This is a genomic window from Mesorhizobium sp. M2A.F.Ca.ET.039.01.1.1, from assembly GCF_003998035.1.
GTDB lineage: Bacteria > Pseudomonadota > Alphaproteobacteria > Rhizobiales > Rhizobiaceae > Mesorhizobium.
The window spans coordinates 1-17,011 of sequence record NZ_RZRY01000054.1; the positions used below are offsets into that span (position 1 = coordinate 1).

The 17,011-nt window shown below is 64.7% G+C and carries 18 protein-coding genes; 9 read left to right on the top strand and 9 right to left on the bottom strand.

Features of this window, described 5'->3' with window-relative positions; genetic code table 11:
- A partial coding sequence (locus EOA24_RS07195) for an ABC transporter ATP-binding protein (RefSeq protein WP_133374476.1) occupies nt 1-1,422 on the top strand: 1,422 nt, incomplete at its 5' end.
- Nucleotides 1,423-1,615: 193 nt separating this feature from the next.
- On the opposite strand, the gene ilvD is transcribed toward EOA24_RS07195, so the two are convergent.
- The gene (gene ilvD / locus EOA24_RS07200) at nt 1,616-3,460 is read right to left on the bottom strand and encodes a dihydroxy-acid dehydratase (RefSeq protein ID WP_127409697.1); all 1,845 of its coding nucleotides are present in this window, start codon (nt 3,458-3,460) and stop codon (nt 1,616-1,618) included.
- A gap of 248 nt (nt 3,461-3,708) precedes the next feature.
- Here ilvD and EOA24_RS07205 point away from each other — a divergent pair, with 248 nt between their 5' ends.
- The gene (locus tag EOA24_RS07205; protein ID WP_126079722.1) at nt 3,709-4,176 is read left to right on the top strand and encodes a VOC family protein; all 468 of its coding nucleotides are present in this window, start codon (nt 3,709-3,711) and stop codon (nt 4,174-4,176) included.
- 45 nt (nt 4,177-4,221) lie between these two features.
- Here EOA24_RS07205 and EOA24_RS07210 read toward each other — a convergent pair whose 3' ends face one another.
- The 4 genes from EOA24_RS07210 to EOA24_RS07225 all read right to left on the bottom strand — a co-directional run bounded on the left by EOA24_RS07210 (nt 4,222) and on the right by EOA24_RS07225 (nt 7,064).
- Complete coding sequence (locus tag EOA24_RS07210; protein ID WP_126079723.1) at nt 4,222-5,814, bottom strand: peptide chain release factor 3; 1,593 nt, start codon at nt 5,812-5,814, stop codon at nt 4,222-4,224.
- A gap of 120 nt (nt 5,815-5,934) precedes the next feature.
- Nucleotides 5,935-6,171: a DUF1127 domain-containing protein gene (locus tag EOA24_RS07215; RefSeq protein ID WP_126079724.1), complete on the bottom strand. Its 237-nt coding sequence runs from the start codon at nt 6,169-6,171 to the stop codon at nt 5,935-5,937.
- Between the two features lie 79 nt (nt 6,172-6,250).
- Nucleotides 6,251-6,766: a hypothetical protein gene (locus EOA24_RS07220; protein WP_126079725.1), complete on the bottom strand. Its 516-nt coding sequence runs from the start codon at nt 6,764-6,766 to the stop codon at nt 6,251-6,253.
- 16 nt (nt 6,767-6,782) lie between these two features.
- The gene (locus EOA24_RS07225; protein WP_126079726.1) at nt 6,783-7,064 is read right to left on the bottom strand and encodes a DUF4242 domain-containing protein; all 282 of its coding nucleotides are present in this window, start codon (nt 7,062-7,064) and stop codon (nt 6,783-6,785) included.
- Nucleotides 7,065-7,268: 204 nt separating this feature from the next.
- On the opposite strand from EOA24_RS07225, the gene EOA24_RS07230 reads away from it, so the two are divergent.
- Together EOA24_RS07230 and EOA24_RS07235 are read left to right on the top strand one after the other, a co-directional pair.
- A complete protein-coding gene (locus tag EOA24_RS07230) occupies nt 7,269-9,083 on the top strand; it encodes a winged helix-turn-helix domain-containing protein (protein WP_126079727.1) in 1,815 nt (604 codons plus the stop codon).
- A gap of 67 nt (nt 9,084-9,150) precedes the next feature.
- The gene (locus EOA24_RS07235; protein WP_126079728.1) at nt 9,151-10,224 is read left to right on the top strand and encodes an FAD-binding oxidoreductase; all 1,074 of its coding nucleotides are present in this window, start codon (nt 9,151-9,153) and stop codon (nt 10,222-10,224) included.
- Between the two features lie 48 nt (nt 10,225-10,272).
- On the opposite strand, the gene EOA24_RS07240 is transcribed toward EOA24_RS07235, so the two are convergent.
- From EOA24_RS07240 to EOA24_RS07250, 3 genes are all read right to left on the bottom strand, one after another.
- Nucleotides 10,273-11,073 (bottom strand): class II glutamine amidotransferase, encoded by an 801-nt coding sequence (locus EOA24_RS07240; protein ID WP_127257653.1) that lies wholly within the window; start codon nt 11,071-11,073, stop codon nt 10,273-10,275.
- Nucleotides 11,074-11,224: 151 nt separating this feature from the next.
- Nucleotides 11,225-12,025, bottom strand: a complete 801-nt coding sequence (locus EOA24_RS07245; protein WP_126079730.1) for a class II glutamine amidotransferase — start codon at nt 12,023-12,025, stop codon at nt 11,225-11,227.
- A gap of 15 nt (nt 12,026-12,040) precedes the next feature.
- Entirely contained in the window at nt 12,041-12,295 is a 255-nt protein-coding gene (locus EOA24_RS07250) for a DUF6356 family protein (RefSeq protein WP_126079731.1), read from the bottom strand.
- 115 nt (nt 12,296-12,410) lie between these two features.
- Between EOA24_RS07250 and EOA24_RS07255 the strand changes: the two genes are divergently transcribed.
- From EOA24_RS07255 to EOA24_RS07275, 5 genes are all read left to right on the top strand, one after another.
- Nucleotides 12,411-12,881 carry an Lrp/AsnC family transcriptional regulator gene (locus tag EOA24_RS07255; RefSeq protein WP_126079732.1) on the top strand — a complete coding sequence of 157 codons (471 nt, stop codon included), beginning with the start codon at nt 12,411-12,413 and terminating at the stop codon, nt 12,879-12,881.
- A gap of 321 nt (nt 12,882-13,202) precedes the next feature.
- A complete protein-coding gene (gene dut / locus EOA24_RS07260; protein ID WP_126079733.1) occupies nt 13,203-13,688 on the top strand; it encodes a dUTP diphosphatase in 486 nt (161 codons plus the stop codon).
- Nucleotides 13,688-14,347, top strand: coding sequence for an HAD family phosphatase (locus EOA24_RS07265; RefSeq protein ID WP_126079734.1), 660 nt, complete (start codon nt 13,688-13,690; stop codon nt 14,345-14,347). Before dut ends, EOA24_RS07265 begins: the two co-directional genes overlap by 1 nt.
- A 54-nt stretch (nt 14,348-14,401) precedes the next feature.
- Nucleotides 14,402-15,256 carry a hypothetical protein gene (locus tag EOA24_RS07270; RefSeq protein ID WP_126079735.1) on the top strand — a complete coding sequence of 285 codons (855 nt, stop codon included), beginning with the start codon at nt 14,402-14,404 and terminating at the stop codon, nt 15,254-15,256.
- Between the two features lie 79 nt (nt 15,257-15,335).
- The gene (locus EOA24_RS07275; RefSeq protein WP_127257822.1) at nt 15,336-16,145 is read left to right on the top strand and encodes an oxaloacetate decarboxylase; all 810 of its coding nucleotides are present in this window, start codon (nt 15,336-15,338) and stop codon (nt 16,143-16,145) included.
- On the opposite strand, the gene EOA24_RS07280 is transcribed toward EOA24_RS07275, so the two are convergent.
- The gene (locus tag EOA24_RS07280; protein ID WP_126079737.1) at nt 16,142-16,837 is read right to left on the bottom strand and encodes a sulfate transporter family protein; all 696 of its coding nucleotides are present in this window, start codon (nt 16,835-16,837) and stop codon (nt 16,142-16,144) included. The two genes, EOA24_RS07275 and EOA24_RS07280, sit on opposite strands and share 4 nt — an antisense overlap.
- Nucleotides 16,838-17,011: the final 174 nt, after the last annotated feature.

Sequence of the window (17,011 nt, forward strand, 5' to 3'; positions counted from 1 at the left end):
GAGCAAGGCATCGAGTTCTACCATTCGACCTCGTCGGCCGATCTGATCGCCCGCATGACCAACAACGCGCAGGCGGCGCGCAGCGTGCTCGATCTCGTCGTAACGTCCTATGTGCGCGACCTGGTGACGCTGGCCGTGCTCGTCGGTGTCATGATCTGGCAACAGCCGGCGCTGTCGCTGATCTGCTTCGTCGTCGGGCCGGTGGCGATCTACGGCGTCAACCGCATCCTGAAGCGCGTCCGCAACATCGCCGCCATGGAGTTCCGCTCGCTTGGGCAGATCGTTCATGTCATGCAGGAAACGGCGATCGGCGTACGCGTCGTCAAATCCTTCAACCTTGAAGGCGCGATGCGCAAACGCATGTACCAGGCCGTCTCCGACGTCGAGAACCGCGCCAACAACATCGCCACGCTGGAGGCGGCCACCAGCCCGGTGATGGAAACCATTGCCGGCCTGGCAATCGCCGGCGCGGTCTTCATCAGCGGATTCCTGGTACTGCAGGGCGGGCAGATGCCGGGCAACATCATGGCCTTCATCGCATCGCTGCTGCTCGCCTATGAGCCGGCTAAGCGCCTGGCCCGCGTTCGCATCTCGCTCGAGACCGGCATCGTCGGCGTGCGCATGATGTTCCAGCTCGCCGACCGGCCGCTGACGCTCGCGGAAAAGCCTGGCGCGAGGCCGCTGCAACCTGGACCGGGCGAAATCCGCTTCGACGATGTCAGCTTCGCCTATCCGGAAAGCCCGCCGGTGTTCGAGGGCTTCAACCTGACGCTCGCGGCCGGCAAGATGACGGCGCTGGTCGGGCCGTCGGGCAGCGGCAAGTCGACGATCCTGAACCTGATCATGCGCATGTACGACCCGCAGACCGGCAGGGTGATGTTCGACGGCCAGGACATCTCCTTCGCGACGCTCGATTCGCTCCGGAAGAAGATCGCCTATGTCAGCCAGGACACGTTCCTGTTCGCCGGCACGATCATGCACAATATCCGCCTCGGCCGCGAGGACGCGACCGATGAAGAGGTGATCGCCGCAGCCAAGGCCGCCAACGCGCATGACTTCATCAGCGCCATGGCCAAGGGCTACGAGACGGAGGTCGGCGAAAACGGTTCGCTTTTGTCCGGCGGCCAGCGCCAGCGCATCTCGATTGCGCGCGCCATGCTGCGCAATGCCGAGATACTGCTGCTCGACGAGGCGACCAGCGCGCTCGACGCCGAATCGGAAGCGCTGTTCCGCGACGCGCTGCAGCAACTGACCGTCGGACGCACGACGATCGTCATCGCGCACCGGCTGTCGACGGTGCACCAGGCCGACACCATCGTGGTGCTGGAAAAGGGCAAGGTGCAGGAGAGCGGCCCGCACAAGACCCTGCTCAAGCAAGGCGGGCTCTATCAGAAGCTTTATGAATATCAGCTGATGCCGTAGGCGCGGCGCCCACCTTCTCCCCTTGCGGGAGAAGTTGGCCGCGAAGCGGCCGGATGAGGGGTGTTCCAGCTTGGCGGCGCCGTTTATCCAGTCGGAATTCGCCAGCGTCTCACTCCGCTGGAACACCCCTCATCCGTCTCGGCGCTGCGCGCCGATCCACCTTCTCCCGCAAGGGGAGAAGGAGAAGCGCTCCTCACTCCGGCACTTTCCGCACCGCGCCCTTGTCGGCGCTGGTGGCGAAGGCGGCGTAAGCGCGCAGGGCCGTCGTCACCTTGCGCTTGCGCTTTTCGGCCGGCTTCCAGGCGTCCGGGCCCTTGGCGTTCATCGCCGCGCGGCGCGCTTCGAGCTCGGCATCGCTGACGGCGAGCCGGATGGTGCGGTTGGGGATGTCGATCTCGATCGTATCGCCTTCCTGGACCAGGCCGATCGCGCCGCCCTCGGCGGCTTCCGGCGAGACGTGGCCGATCGACAGGCCCGACGTGCCGCCGGAGAAGCGGCCGTCGGTGATCAATGCGCAGGCTTTGCCGAGGCCTTTCGACTTCAGGTAGCTGGTCGGGTAGAGCATCTCCTGCATGCCTGGACCGCCGCGCGGCCCCTCATAGCGGATGACGACGATGTCGCCGGCCTTGATCTCGTTGCCTAGGATCGCCTTGACGGACGCATCCTGGCTTTCGAAGACGCGGGCCGGGCCGGTAAATTTCAGGATCGACTCGTCGACGCCGGCGGTCTTCACGATGCAGCCGTCGAGCGCCAGATTTCCCTTCAGCACAGCAAGGCCGCCATCCTTCGAGAACGGCGTCTTGGCCGAGCGGATCACGCCCTTCTCCCGGTCGAGGTCGAGCTCGTCCCAGCGGCGGTCCTGGCTGAAGGCGACCTGGGTCGGCACGCCGCCGGGGGCGGCGCGGAAGAAGTCGCGGACATTCTCGGCCGAAGTGCGGGCGATGTCCCAATGGTCGAGCGCCTCGCCGAGCGTAGCGGTGTGCACCGTCGGCAGGTCGCGGTTGATCAGGCCCGCCTGGTCGAGCTGGCCGAGGATCGCCATGATGCCGCCGGCGCGGTGGACGTCCTCCATATGCACGTCGGACTTGGCCGGCGCCACCTTGCAGAGCACCGGCACTTTCCGCGACAGCCGGTCGATGTCTTCCATGGTGAAGTCGACCTCGCCCTCATGCGCGGCGGCGAGGATGTGGAGCACCGTGTTCGTCGAGCCGCCCATGGCGATGTCGAGCGCCATGGCGTTCTCGAAAGCGCCCTTGGAGGCGATGCTGCGCGGCAGCGCGCTTTCATCGTCCTGCTCGTAATAGCGCTGGGCGAGATCGACGGCGAGATGGCCGGCCTCGCCGAATAGGCGCTTGCGATCGGCATGGGTGGCCAAGGTGGAGCCATTTCCCGGCAGCGACAGGCCTAGCGCCTCGGTCAGGCAGTTCATCGAATTGGCGGTGAACATGCCCGAGCACGAGCCGCAGGTCGGGCAGGCCGAGCGCTCGATGACCTTGACGTCCTCGTCGGATATCTTGTCGTCGGCGGCAGCGACCATGGCGTCGACAAGGTCGAGCGCCTGCGCCTTGCCGGCCAACACCACCTTGCCGGCCTCCATCGGGCCGCCGGAGACAAAGACGGTCGGGATGTTGAGGCGTAGCGAGGCCATCAGCATGCCGGGGGTGATCTTGTCGCAATTGGAGATGCAGACCATGGCGTCGGCGCAATGCGCGTTGACCATGTATTCGACGGAATCGGCGATCAGCTCGCGCGACGGCAGCGAATAGAGCATGCCGTCATGGCCCATGGCGATGCCGTCGTCGACGGCGATGGTGTTGAACTCCTTGGCGACGCCGCCTGCCTTCTCTATCTCGCGCGCGACCAGCTGGCCGAGATCCTTCAGGTGCACGTGGCCGGGCACGAACTGAGTGAAGGAATTGACCACCGCGATGATCGGTTTGCCGAAATCACTGTCCTTCATGCCGGTGGCGCGCCACAGGCCGCGGGCGCCGGCCATGTTGCGGCCATGGGTGGTGGTACGGGAACGATAGGCAGGCATTGCATTGTCCTTGCTGGCTGGCCACGCCGATGCGCGGCGGGCGGCGCTCAAATTTTGGTCGGCAGCGGTTATAGCGACCATGATCCGGCCTTGCCACAATTTTGCGCTGCGCCAGGATTCTTCAGGAAAATCTGAAATCGCTGTCGGATCGCGCCATATCGATCCGTCCTTGAGGCAGACGGTATGAACGGCACAAATCGCCGACCCGCCGTTGACGATGTAAGCAACATAAGTCCGAGGAGCACGACATGCAAAAGATCACCACCTGCCTGTGGTTCGACGGCCAGGCCGAGGAGGCGATGAACCACTACATATCCATCTTCAGGAACTCGAAAGTGCTGAGCGTTTTGCGCTGGCCCGAGGGTCACCCCGATGAGGGCAAGGTACTGATGACCACGTTCGAGCTCGATGGCGTGCCGTTCCAGGCGCTCAATGGCGGTCCCTACTTCAAGTTCAACGAGGCAATGTCGCAGTCGATCGACTGCAAGACGCAGGAAGAGGTCGACTATTTCTGGGAGAAGCTCACCGAGGGCGGCGAGCCCGGCCAGTGCAGCTGGCTGAAAGACAAATTCGGCGTCTCCTGGCAGGTCGTGCCGGAGCAGTTGCCGAAACTGCTTCTGGATCCGGACAGAGCGAAGGCCGGGCGCGTGATGTCGGCGATGATGCAGATGGGCAAGATCGATATCGCCAAGATCGAGGAAGCGGCGAAGGGGTGAGCGCGACTTTCCCTTCTCCCCTTGTGGGAGAAGGCAAGGCAGCGCTCACGCCGCCTTATCGCGGACCTGGTAGTCCTTGACGGCGGTGAAGCGGATCGCCTTCCAGCGCTCGGCCTCATAGTTCAGCGAGAAGGCGTGCTGGGCCAGAAACACCGGATCGTTGTCGAGGTCGCGGGCGATGTCGCCGCGATGCGATTCGATGAAACGCTGCACCTCCGCCTTGTCGTCGGCCGCGATCCAGCGGCAGACCGAGAAGCGCGACATCTCGAAATCCACCGGCAGCGTGTATTCGATGTTCAGCCGTTCCTTCAGCACGTCAAGCTGCAGGGCGCCGACGACGCCGACGATGGCCGGCGAACCGTCCTCCGGCGAGAAGAGCTGCACCACGCCCTCCTCGGCCATCTGGTGCAGCGCTTCCTTCAGCTTCTTGGCCTTCATGGCGTCGCCGAGGCGCACGCGGCGCAGGATTTCCGGGGCGAAGTTCGGCACGCCGCGGAACAGGATCTCCTCGCCCTCGGTCAGCGTATCGCCGATGCGCAGCGTGCCGTGGTTGGGGATGCCGACGACGTCGCCGGCAAAGGCCTCGTCGGCGGTGACGCGGGTGCGGGCGAAGAAGAATTGCGGCGCGGACAGGCTCATCGGCTTGCCGGTGCGCACCAGCTTGGCCTTCATGCCGCGCTCCAGCTTGCCGGAGCAGACGCGGACGAAAGCGATGCGGTCGCGGTGGTTTGGATCCATGTTGGCCTGGATCTTGAAGACGAAGGACGTCATCTTGTCCTCCGTCGCCTCGACCGTACGCTCATCGGCCTCCTGAGCGCGCGGCGGCGGGCCATAGGCGCCGAGCGCCTCGATCAGGTCGCGCACGCCATAATTGCGCAGCGCCGAGCCGAAATAGACGGGCGTCAGATGACCTTCGCGGAAAGCGTCGATATCGAGCGGCCGGCAGGCCTCGCGCGCCAACTCCAGTTCCTCGATGAAGTCGTTGCGCTCGTTCTCCGGCAAAAGCCCGGCGACGCGGTTGGAATCCGGACCGTTGACGGGCGTGCGTTCCTTCTCGTCGTCGCTCCTGCGCACCGCGTTCTGCGCCAGATGATAGGTGCCCGAGAAGGTCTTGCCGCGGCCGATCGGCCAGGTGACGGGCGCGGTGTCGAGCGCCAGCTTCTGCTCGATCTCATCCAAAATCTCGAACGGATCGCGGCTCTCGCGGTCCATCTTGTTGACGAAGGTGATGATCGGGATGTCGCGCAGCCGGCAAACCTCGAACAGTTTCAGCGTGCGCGGCTCGATGCCCTTGGCGGCGTCGATGACCATGACGGCGGAGTCGACCGCAGACAGCGTGCGGTAGGTGTCGTCGGCGAAATCCTCGTGGCCGGGCGTGTCGAGCAGGTTGAAGACGTTGTCGTCATATTCGAAGGTCATCACCGAGGTGACGACCGAGATGCCGCGCTCGCGCTCGATCTTCATCCAGTCGGACCGCGTCTGGATGCGGTCCTTCTTGGCCTTGACCTCGCCGGCAAGCTGGATGGCGCCGCCGAACAGCAGCAGCTTTTCGGTGAGCGTGGTCTTGCCGGCGTCAGGGTGGGCGATGATCGCGAAAGTGCGGCGGCGCGATACCGCCTGTTCGATGTCTTCTGCCAATTTTTTGGAATCCTGTCTGTGGCGCGGGCTTCTAGCAGCGCATGGCCGGCCTGTCGACAGTTTCGGGCGGATCGGTTCGCAGGGGGCGCGTTCGCCGCCACGGCAGGGCCCTGCACATAGTCAGGCCTCGCCATGCTCCCTGCGGCCGAACCTGGTGATCGATCGTATCTCCGAGCGACCGACGCCGATGTCGCGCAGCAGATAATCCGGCAGCTCGTCCAGCCTGGCCCGGTCCCTGCGAATGCGCACGATGCGCGCCACGAGCACTATGCCGGAGTGGCAGGTTTCGACGGCTGCGGCAAAGAGGCGCCTGAGAACCGTCCGGTCGGTGATCAATTCCTGCCCAAGGATGGACATGGTCGTATCTCCCTTGCGGTTGAATGATGAAAGCGGGAGGGCCGTCCACGGCCCTCCCGGAGGCTGTGCCGACGGGTCGTCAGGACCGATCGTGTTCGCAGCTCACATACGGGTTCCAGTCGGCGAACATGCCGGCCGGGTTGTGCCGCCAGTGCCAGACATGGAGCTCGTAGTAGGGATCCACCGGGTGAATACCCACCGTCGTCTTGCGCTGCAGCGTGCGGCCGAGGAATTCAGGAACGCCCTTGCCCTTCCAGTCCTTCTCGAAGACGATGTATTCCATGCCGACAAGCTGCATCGAGCCATCGGCTTCCGGCTCGTAGGTCAGCACGTCGGGTTCGCCGAGCACCAGCCTGCCGTCGCCTGCGCGGCCAGGATGGATGAAATGGACCCCCATCGTGCCGTGCTCGTCATGCGTCGTGCATTCGAACAGCTGCTGGTAGCCGTCCGCCTTGGCGACCTTGATGTCGAGGTACTTGGCCGCCATGTCCCGAGACCGGTTGAGCACCGGATCGGGCATGTCATGGGCGACCGCGGCGCCGCAAAGCAGCGCCGAGACGCCGACAGCAAGGACGATTTCCGTAAAGCGCTTCACGATCGATCCCCTCCCATCAGGCGGCGGCGTAGGCCGTCGTCGGATCGAACAGGCGCTTGATCTGGGTGATCTTGGTCGCCGGGAAGCCGCTCATCTTGGCGTGGCGCTGGATGATCGCTTCGTCCTTGGCGAGGTAGACGCAGAAAGTCTTGTCGTCCGCCACGAAGGATTCCACCCACTGGATGTCCGGGCCGAGCTCGGCAAGGACTGCGTTCGAGGCCTTGGACGCATCGCGAAGCTGCTCGCGCTCGAAGGTGCCGACCTTCGGGATCTCGCGCTCGATGATGTATTTCTGCATGTCACAAACTCCTTCATCTGAGGTTCAAATGCCGCCGGGCACTCGACCAAATCGGTGCCGGTGACATCCCTGGGGCAGCTGAGGTAAACTCTCGCTTGGCCCGCCAGGCAGACGGAGAATTACGGAACCGGCGGCCGACAGTCCTTACGCCGTCCTTATCTTGTTCTGATCCTTTGCCTATTGCCGTTACCGGGATTGCTGCCGATGGGAATTCATTGCTTCGGCGACTTCGAGCTTAACGAGAGCTCCCGCGCCATTCGTCTCGCCGGAAACGAGATCGAGGTGCAGCCCCTCGTCTTCGATTTCCTCGCCATCCTGCTGCGCCACCAGGACCGCGCCTTGAGCAAGGACGAGTTGCTTGAAACGCTCTGGCCGGGCGTGACGGTGACCGAGGCTTCGCTGCAGCGTGTCGCGAGCCTAGCCCGAAGCGTTCTGCGCCAAGGCGGCATGGAGACGGCGCTGCGCAACCTGCCCCGCTTCGGCTACCGTATTTGCCTCGACCAGGCAGCCGCTTCGGAAAAGGGGCCGGCGCCGGCCGATACGGGCAGCAGGCGTTCCAGCCCAGGTACGCAAATCCTGGCCGCACGCGCGGCCGTCGCGGCGCGAAAATGGCACGAGGCCGCGGCCGCTTTCAGGGAAGCAGATGCCGCCGACGAGTTGCTGACGGCCGACCTCGAAGAATGGGCGCTGGCGCTGGAATGCATGGGGCGGCCCTCAGAAGCGATCCCGCTCCTGACGCGCGCGGCAACGGAATACGGCATGGCCGGCGAACGCCTGCGGGCGGCTTCCCCGGCAATCACCCTTGCCATGATCCATCTCGAGAGAGGAGAGCTTGCTGCGGCCAAGGGCTGGCACAAGCGTGCCGCGCAGCTGATCGACAAAGCAACCGAGAGCAGGGAACATGGCCTCTGGTGCTGGATGGGCGCGCGCATCAAGGGCGCGGAGGCCGAGCCGGAGCATGCGCTCGCTCTTGCCGAGCAAGCTTTCGAGGTCGGCAAAAATCTCGAAGACCCAGTCGTGGAATCGCTCGGCCTTATCTATCGCGGCTTTTTCAAGCTTTGCCTTGGGGAAACAAAAGCCGGTCAGGAGGACCAGGATTTTGCCGCCGCGCTCGGCCTCTCCAGCGATGTCGACCCGATCGTCGGCGGCATCCTCTACTGCAACATCCTTTGGGCCTGCCGCAATTTCGGCGACTGGGCGCGAGCCAACCAATGGAGCCTCAGCTACGAGGGCTGGTGCAGAGGGCATGGGCTGGAGGAACTTACGGGCTCGTGTCGGCTGCATCGGGCCGAGGTGCTCGGCGTCCATGGCACGCTGAGGGAGGCTGAGGCTCTGGTGCGCGCGGCGCTCGATCAGCTTACGCTCGATGCGCCCTGGGCGAAAGGCGATGCCTTACGTGTGCTGGGCGACATTCATCTCGCCGCAGGCGATTTCGTCGAGGCGGATGCAGCCTATCGCGCGTCCCATGCCGCTGGCTGGGATCCGCAGCCAGGCTTTGCGCTGCTGCAGATGGAGCTCGGCCAGGCGGAAGCCGCATTCAGCGCCCTTGAGCGGTCGCTTGTCGGGAACGGCTGGCCGACGCTGCAGCGTCGGGGCATGGTTCTCGCCACGCTTGCCAAGGCAGCGGCGCGGACCGATCGGCTGGAGCGCGCGAAAGCGGTGATCGCCGAACTGGAAAGCGAACCGCAGCGCTGGCCGATGGCCTCGATCCGGGCATTGACCGCCGAGGCCAAGGCGGAACTGTCGATGCGGGAAAATCGCTTCACCGAAGCGGTGCGGGAGCTGCAGACCGCATGCTCGCGCTGGGCCGAGATCGGTTCGCCGACCAATTGCGCGGACGCCAGGCTTTCGCTCGCGGCGCTTCTCATCCAACTCGGCGATCGTACTGGCGCGGAGTTGGAGCTCGGCACGGCGCTGGCGGTCGCGAAGAAGGTCGATTCGTCACGTCTCATGCGGCGCTGTGAAGAGCTGGCGAGCCTGCTCGCCGGGGGCCAGAAGGCAATAGCGGACAGCGCGTAGCTGCTTCTTTGCTTGAGGTCAGGACGGCGCGGTGGCATGACGGGGAAAATTCTCCCCGAGGCCCAGCATGAGCAGTCCAAAGCAAGTCATCGTGATCGGCGCCGGAATCATCGGCGCTTCTATCGCCTGGCACCTGACGAAAGCCGGCGCGCGGGTGACGGTGGTTTCCGAGAGTGGCGCTGGCGGTGTCGCGACCCCCAATTCCTTTGCCTGGATCAATGCAAGCTGGGGCAATCCCGAGATCTATTTCCAGCTGCGCATCCGCGCCATGGCCGAATGGAAGCGTATGGCGAGCGATTTGCCCAGGTTGCCGCTCGTCTGGTGCGGCGGCCTTTGCTTCGACCTGCCGCCGGACAGGCTCGAAGCCTATGCGGCCGAACACTCGTCATGGGGTTATGGCATCGAGCGCGTCGACGCTAGGCGGGCGGGGCAAATCGAGCCCAACCTCGCCGAGCTTCCCGATTTTGCCCTTCGCGTTGCCGAGGAGGGCGTGGCCGAGCCTGTGGCGACCACGAAGGCGCTGCTGGCCGATGCCGAACGGCGAGGCGCGCGGATCGCCGCAGGAACCGTCGACAGGCTGGCGCTGGTCAACGGGAACGTCACGGGCGTCGTCGTTTCGGGCGAAATCATCGGGGCGGACGACGTGGTGATCGCCGCCGGCGCCGGGGCTCCGGCGATCGCGGCAACGGCCGGTATCGAGCTGCCGATCGAGACCCCACCCGGCCTGATCGTGCATTCGCGCCCTTACGACAAGCTGCTCAATGGGCTGGTGCTGGCCGACAGGCTGCATATGCGCCAGACGGCCGAGGGCCGCATCATCGCCGGCTCCGATTTCGGCGGCGGCGATCCGGGCGAGCATCCGGACACAGCCGCGCGCGAGCTATTTGCGGCAATGAAAGCGATGCTGCGCGGCGCGGACGGGCTGGAGCTCGATTTCCACACCGTCGGCTACCGGCCGACCCCGGTCGACGGCTTTCCGATCGTCGGCCGCGCGGAAGGCGCCGGCGGCCTCTATGTCGCCGTCACGCATTCGGGCATCACGCTGGCGCCAGTCCTGGGATTGTTTGCCGCCCGCGAGATCCTGGAGGGCGAGCGCGATGTGCTGCTGACGCCTTATGGGCTGGAGCGCTTCGCCCGGTAGCCCGAAGGTCGGCGAAAATAGTCTCGGGACCAGCAGGGACCGATTGCCTTAACCCGCCATCGCCAAACGCGCGACGGCCGGCGCGAAAGGCCTGATGCTGGTGCCGCCGCGGGTCATGGTAACGAAGCTCGACTGCGGTATCTCGTGCCAGATGCGGCCGTCGCGATCGAACGGCTCGGAGACGATGCAGCGACCTACCCCCTTGGCGAAAGCGCCGGTGTAGAGCGTCGGCGCCTGGTCGTCGGTGGCATAACGCACCGCGTGAAGTGCCTGGCCGTCGCTGAAGGCGGCGGTCAGCTTCAGTGACGGTTCGATCCCGGCGCGGCGCGAAACCTCGAGCACGCGGCCGGCGGCCCGCGATACCGCGCCATACGGATCGTCGGCGAGCCGATCGCCGACCATCAGCCGAAAGAACAATTCGGAATCGGTGCTCCCCTCGAGTTCATCGAACAAGTCGTCGGCGAGCGAGTTCTCGAGCGCGCGCCGGATCTTCTCGAAGCCGCCGATCTGGCCGTTATGGATGAACGACCAGCGGCCCGAGACGAAGGGATGGCAGTTCATGCGGCTGGTGGCGCCGCCGGTCGAGGCGCGCACATGGGCGAGGAACAGGCCGGACTTGATCTGGCGGCCAAGGCTTTTGAGATTGGGGTCGGACCAGGCCGGCAGAATGTCGCGGTAGAGGCCGGGTTCTGGCCGATCGCCGTACCAAGCCACTCCGAAGCCGTCAGCATTGGTCGGGGATTTCGCCTCCCGCGCCTGCCGGCTCTGAATGACCAGCGAATGGGAGGGCGCCGCAATGACGTCCTCCAGGAAGATCGCGTTGCCGAGATAGGCTGCCCACCTGCACATTGTCTGTCATCCCTTGTCGATGCGTTTTCGGGCGCGCGGATGAATTCGGCGCTCGTCTGGCGCCACAGATGGCAGGATGGCGCTTTGGCGTCCTTACGCCGCGCTTACGTTTTGCTGATCTCTGCCCGGAGGGCGTCTCGGCAGGTCTGCTTCAGCCGACCAATGCCAGCCTGGCCGGTGCGGGCGCGAACGGCCGGATGCTGGTGCCGTCCCTCGTCATGGCGACGAAGCTCGAGGGCGGGATCGCGTGCCAGTCGCCGCCGTCGCGGTCGAAGGGTTCGGAGACGATGCAATGGCCGGCGCGCCTGGCGAAGGCGCCGGTATAGAGCGTCGGCGCATGGTTGTCGGTGGCATAGCGAACGGCGTAGAGCGTTTCACCATCGGAAAAGGCGGCCGTCAGCTTTAGGGCCGGCTCGATGCCGGCACGGCGCGAGGCTTCGACGACGCGACCGGTTGCCCGCGACACGGCGCCTTGCGGGTCCGCCGCCAGCCCCTGGTCGATCATCAGGAGAAAGAAGAGCTCGGAATCGGTCGTGCCCTCGCGCTGGTCGAAGACCTCGTCGGAGAGCGAATTCTCCAGCGCGCGACGGATCTTTTCGAAGCCGCCGATCTGGCCGTTATGCATGAACGACCAGCGGCCGGAGATGAACGGGTGGCAGTTCATGCGGCTGGTGGCGCCGCCGGTCGAAGCACGGACATGGGCGAGGAACAGGCCGGATTTGATCTGCCGGCAAAGGCTCTTCAGATTGGGGTCGGACCAGGCCGGCAGGATGTCGCGGTAGAGCCCGGGCTCGGGCCGGTCGCCATACCAGGCGAGACCAAAACCGTCGCCATTGGTCGGCGACTTGGCTTCCTGGGCGCAATGGCTCTGGGCGATCAGCGAATGACAGGGCGCGGTGATGATGTCTTCGAGGAAGACCGCTTCACCCAGATAGGCCGCCCACCGGCACATCGCTTTCCACCATTCCTAGGCGCGATCCATCAGAGCCTGGGGCTCCTTGACCGCGTGCGAACCTCTGTTGTGCGTGCGCTCATAGAGCTCGCGAACGATTCGGCTCGCAGTAGTTTCGAACAGAAATGGCAAGAAAGCGTGAACGAGCGCGGCGCACGCGGCCATCGACAGGCGCGAGCAGAACCAGGCGGCAAAGGCCATGTGGCCGAAATAGCTCTCGCCGACCTTGGCCGGGTGCGAGGTGAAGAGTGCCGTAAGCCTGGTCGTCATGGTGATCCCTCCTGCCGGGATGAGCCCCGATGATGAGTATCGTGCCACGGGGCTTTGGTTCATCTGTCCCATTTCGTCCTTGCTTTTTGTTATTTTGTGGGACATTCATCCCAATATGTCGATGGAACTTGATGCAATCGATCGAAGATTGCTGGCTGAACTGCAGCGCGACGGCACGCTTTCCGTCGACCAGTTGTCGGAGCGCGTGGCGCTGTCGCGCAACGCCTGCTGGCGGCGCGTCAAACGGCTCGAGGAGGACGGCATCATCACCGGCCGGGTCGCGCTGGTCGATGCCGAGAAGCTGGGCCTCGGCCTCCCCGTCTTCATCCTGATCCGCACCTCCAATCATGACCCGGACTGGCTGCAGAAATTCCGCGCGGCCGTGACCGGCTTTCCCGAGATCACCGGCGTCTACCGCATGTCGGGCGACCTCGATTATGTGCTGAGAGCCCGCGTCGCCGACGTGAAGGCCTATGACCGCCTCTACCAGCGGCTGATCGCCAAGGTGGCATTGTCGGACGTCTCGGCCTCCTTCGTCATGGAGGAGATCAAGGAGACGACCGTGGTGCCGGTGGAACTGCGGTAGGTAGCCAAGGCCTCTTCGTCATCCACGGGCGGAGCAAGGAGCGAAGCGACGCGCGTAGACCCGAGGATCCATTCCGTGACTTCGACGCACCGCTACGGTGCAGAATTCTGCTCCGCCGCTTTCCACGGTCGAGGTAACGGAATGGATCCTCGGGTCTGCGCTCCGCTACGCGTCGCTCCGCCCGTGGATGACGACGTGATGGGCGTTCTCGCCAATCGCCAAAGTTAATGGCGAGGTCATAGTCACGCCAGAAAGAAAGCCGTTGATAGGCTCTGATCTCGAGTTGACCGAATCGGCATTCGCTCCCATAGGAATGGGCTCATGCGCACGGCTGTCCATCCTTCCTCCGTCATCGGCCCCACCGTCGGTTTCGTCAGGCTTCCGCATGGCGAAGGCCTGCCTCTGCCGGCCTATGAGAGCGCGGGCGCCGCCGGCATGGATTTGCGGGCCGCGGTGCCGGAAGACCGGCCGCTGCTCATCCTACCGGGAAAACGCGCTTTGGTGCCGACCGGGCTCGTCCTGGAAATTCCGGAAGGCATGGAAGGCCAGGTGCGGCCGCGCTCGGGCCTTGCCTTCAAGCATGGCCTCACGGTCCTCAACTCGCCCGGCACCGTCGACAGCGACTATCGCGGCGAGGTGAAAGTGCTGCTGGTCAATCTCGGCGATGAGGATTTCGCGGTGACGCGCGGCATGCGCATCGCCCAGATCGTCTTCGCCGCCGTGACCCAGGTCACGGTCGAGGAGCGCGCGCTGGCCGGCGGCACGACGCGCGGCGCGGGCGGTTTCGGGTCGACCGGCACCGCCTAATGCAAGTTCCAAAACTGGTCATTTTCGACTGCGACGGGATCCTGGTCGACACGGAAAACCTTGCCAATCGGCGCCTCGCCGAATGGCTGAGCGCCGCCGGCTTTGCGACGAACTTCGAATATTGCCGAAAGCACTTCTCCGGCCGCAGCATGGTCTCGGTGCAAAAAGAGATCGAAGAGGCGACCGAGGTCAGACTCGGCGCCGACTTCGTCGAGCGCTGGAATGCCGGCCTGCCGGATCTTTTTTCGCACGGCGTCGAGGCGATCCCTTATGTGCGTGAGTTCGTCGAAGCCGTCCGCGCGGCCGGCATCGCCTATTGCGTCGCCTCCTCGGCTCGGGTCTCGAAAATGCATATCACGCTCGGCCAAACCGGGCTTTTGCCGCTGTTCGCGCACGCCATGTTCTCCTCCACCATGGTCGGGCGCGGCAAGCCGTTCCCGGACCTCTTCCTGCATGCGGCCAAGACGACGGGCTTCGCGCCGGTCGACTGCATCGTCATCGAGGACAGCGTCGCGGGAACGCAAGCCGGCATAGCCGCCGGCATGCGCGTTTTCTCCTACCACGCCGATCCGTTCACCGACCGTGACGGCCTCGCGGCGGCCGGCGGCATATTATTCGACGACATGCGGGAACTGGCAAAGCTGGTGCCGATCCGCTGATCGGCTGTACACTTCAGGACTCCGTGCTAGCGTGCGGCCCGGGGGTGTTTTTCGATGATTTCCATTCTATCCCGTCTCATGCTCGCCTGCCTGCTGCTGCCTTCCATATGGACGGTCGCGCGCGCCGAAGCCGTCAGTTTTCCGGAACTCAGCAGCACCATTCCCGGACATCAGGACGCCACCTATTTCGACCTTGCCAAAATGATCGTGCCTGACCTCCAGGCCGGCGATAACGGTTTCTATAACGGCAGCGCACCGATCGAGATGCGTGACATCCTCGGCGGCAACGATGGCGGATCGGCGCCCGAAACCATCAACCTGCCGAATGCTGCGGTGCTGGCCATCAAGGCCGGCGGCAAGGAGCGGCTGGCGATGCTTCTCGACCTCGGCCAGGCGCAAGACAGCGCCGAGGGATTTGCCGTGCTGGCGCTCTACGACCTCACCGGCAAGCCGAAGCTGCTCGACGCCGTCAATGTCGGAACCGACCAGGGCACTTATTTTCGCGATCCGGGAAAGCTCGCGATCGGTCCCGGCGACGACGCGCTCATTACCATGAGCACGCATTTCAATTCGAACCAGGGCTATGTCGGCACGATCCTGATCCTGGTCCGCAACGATCGGTTCGAACCGATCGACCAGATCAACACATTCGACGAGAATGTCTGCGCCTACAAACGCACCCAGGACCTTTCCTTCCAGACGCGCGGAAGTGAAAAGCCCTATGCCGCGATCAGGGTGACCGTGACCGACGCCACCAAGCCCAGCGGTGAAAGCTGCGAGGAGCCGGCGCCCAAGGCAGTCTCGCACGACATTTCCGTCACCTATCACTGGGACAAGACCGGATCGCGATACGTTCGGAATTCCGACGCATTCGAGAAATTGTCAGCAGAGAACGAGAAACGCTTCTGAGCCAGCCGCATTCGTTTGCCCGGGGGGAACGGCCGCGATAAATTCCCCGCATAACCCCGCTCATGATTGAGGATCCGCCATGGACAAGGGCAAGATTTTTCGCGATCTGCATGCCTCCACCTTCGTCATGCCCAACCCCTGGGACATAGGCACGACCAAGCTTCTCGCTTCCTTCGACTTCAAGGCGCTGGCCACGACCAGCGCCGGCTTCGCCTTCTCGCGCGGCCTGCCGGACGGCGCCGTGACCTTCGAAGCCATGATCCACCATTGCCGCGACGTGACCGCGGCAACCGACCTGCCGGTTTCGGCCGATCTCGAACGCGGCAAGGGCGACAGCCCCGAGCAGGCCGCCGAAACGATCTTCGCGGCGGAAGCCGCCGGGCTCGCCGGCTGTTCGATCGAGGACCACACGGGCGACCCCGCCAACCCGATCTACGATTTCTCTCATGCGACCGAACGCGTCGCGGCCGCCGTCGAGGCGGCCCGGGCGCTCAAGCACGATTTCGTCTTCACCGCGCGGGCCGAGAATTTCCTCTGGGGCAAGACGGACCTCGACGACACGATCAAGCGGCTGCAGGCCTTCGAGAAGGCCGGCGCCGATGTGCTTTATGCGCCAGGCATCAGCGACGTCGACATGGTGCGCACGATCTGCTCGTCGGTGAGCCGGCCGGTCAATGTGATGGCCCGCCCCGGTTTCACCGTCGCCGACCTCGCCATGGCCGGCGTCAAGCGCATCTCGCTCGGGCCGTGGCTGACCAGTTTCGCCTATGGCATGCTGGAGACGGCGGCGCGCGAGATCCAACAGGACGGCACTTTCGGCTTCACCCGGGCGGCAATGCCGTTCGGCAAGCTGCAGGCGCTGTTCCGGGAGGGCAAGGAGCAGGACTAGACCGGGCCCCGCGCCGAAACCGCCTTGTGCAGATGCACCATCATGGCGGCCGCGAAAAGCGGCGTCAGAAGGTTGAGCAGCGGCACGGCGAGGAACAGGGCAATGACCAGTCCGGCCAGAAACACCGTGCCGGCATATTTGCGGCGCAGCGCCTTGGCCTCGGCTTCAGGGCGAAAACGCATGGCGGCGAATTCGAAGAATTCGCGGCCGAGCAGATAGCCGTTGACGATGAAGAAGGCGGCAATGTTGACGCCCGGCACCAGCAGCAAGAGCAACGCGACGATGTTGCCGAGAACCACCACGCCGAAGAATTTGATCGCCAGCGCCAGCGAATGCAGCGCCGGCACGGCGCGGCCGGGCGGATCGTCGGGATAGTCGGTGCGCTCGACGACTTCGGCGATATCGTCGAGGAACAGGCCGGCAACGATCGCCGTCACAGGCGCGATGAGCAAGGCCATCCCCACCGCCAGGACAATGCCGGCGATGATGCCGCCCAGCCACCCGGCCCAGGACGGCAGGCCCGGCAGCAGCGTCTGCAGCCACGGCCAGGCCAGCCATTCGAGCAGGCTCTCGGCGCCGACCCACAGCGCCAGCAGAGCGAGCAGCGTCAGCCCCAGCGTCTTGAGGAAGACGAAACGGAATTCAGGCGAGAACAGCCGGCTGGCGGCGGCGCGGGCAGCATCTAGGATCACGGCGGGTGCAGACCCCTCATCGAGAAGCGACGCCCCCGAGATAGGCGGCGAGGAAGAACGGCGCAACTGCAAGGCGAGATCGTCGCCCGACCGTTCACGCTTTTCCCGGGATCGCTCCCGCCCGGCCGGCCGGAATGGTCATTGCCGCAACGCCGGCGACGACAAAACCCATGC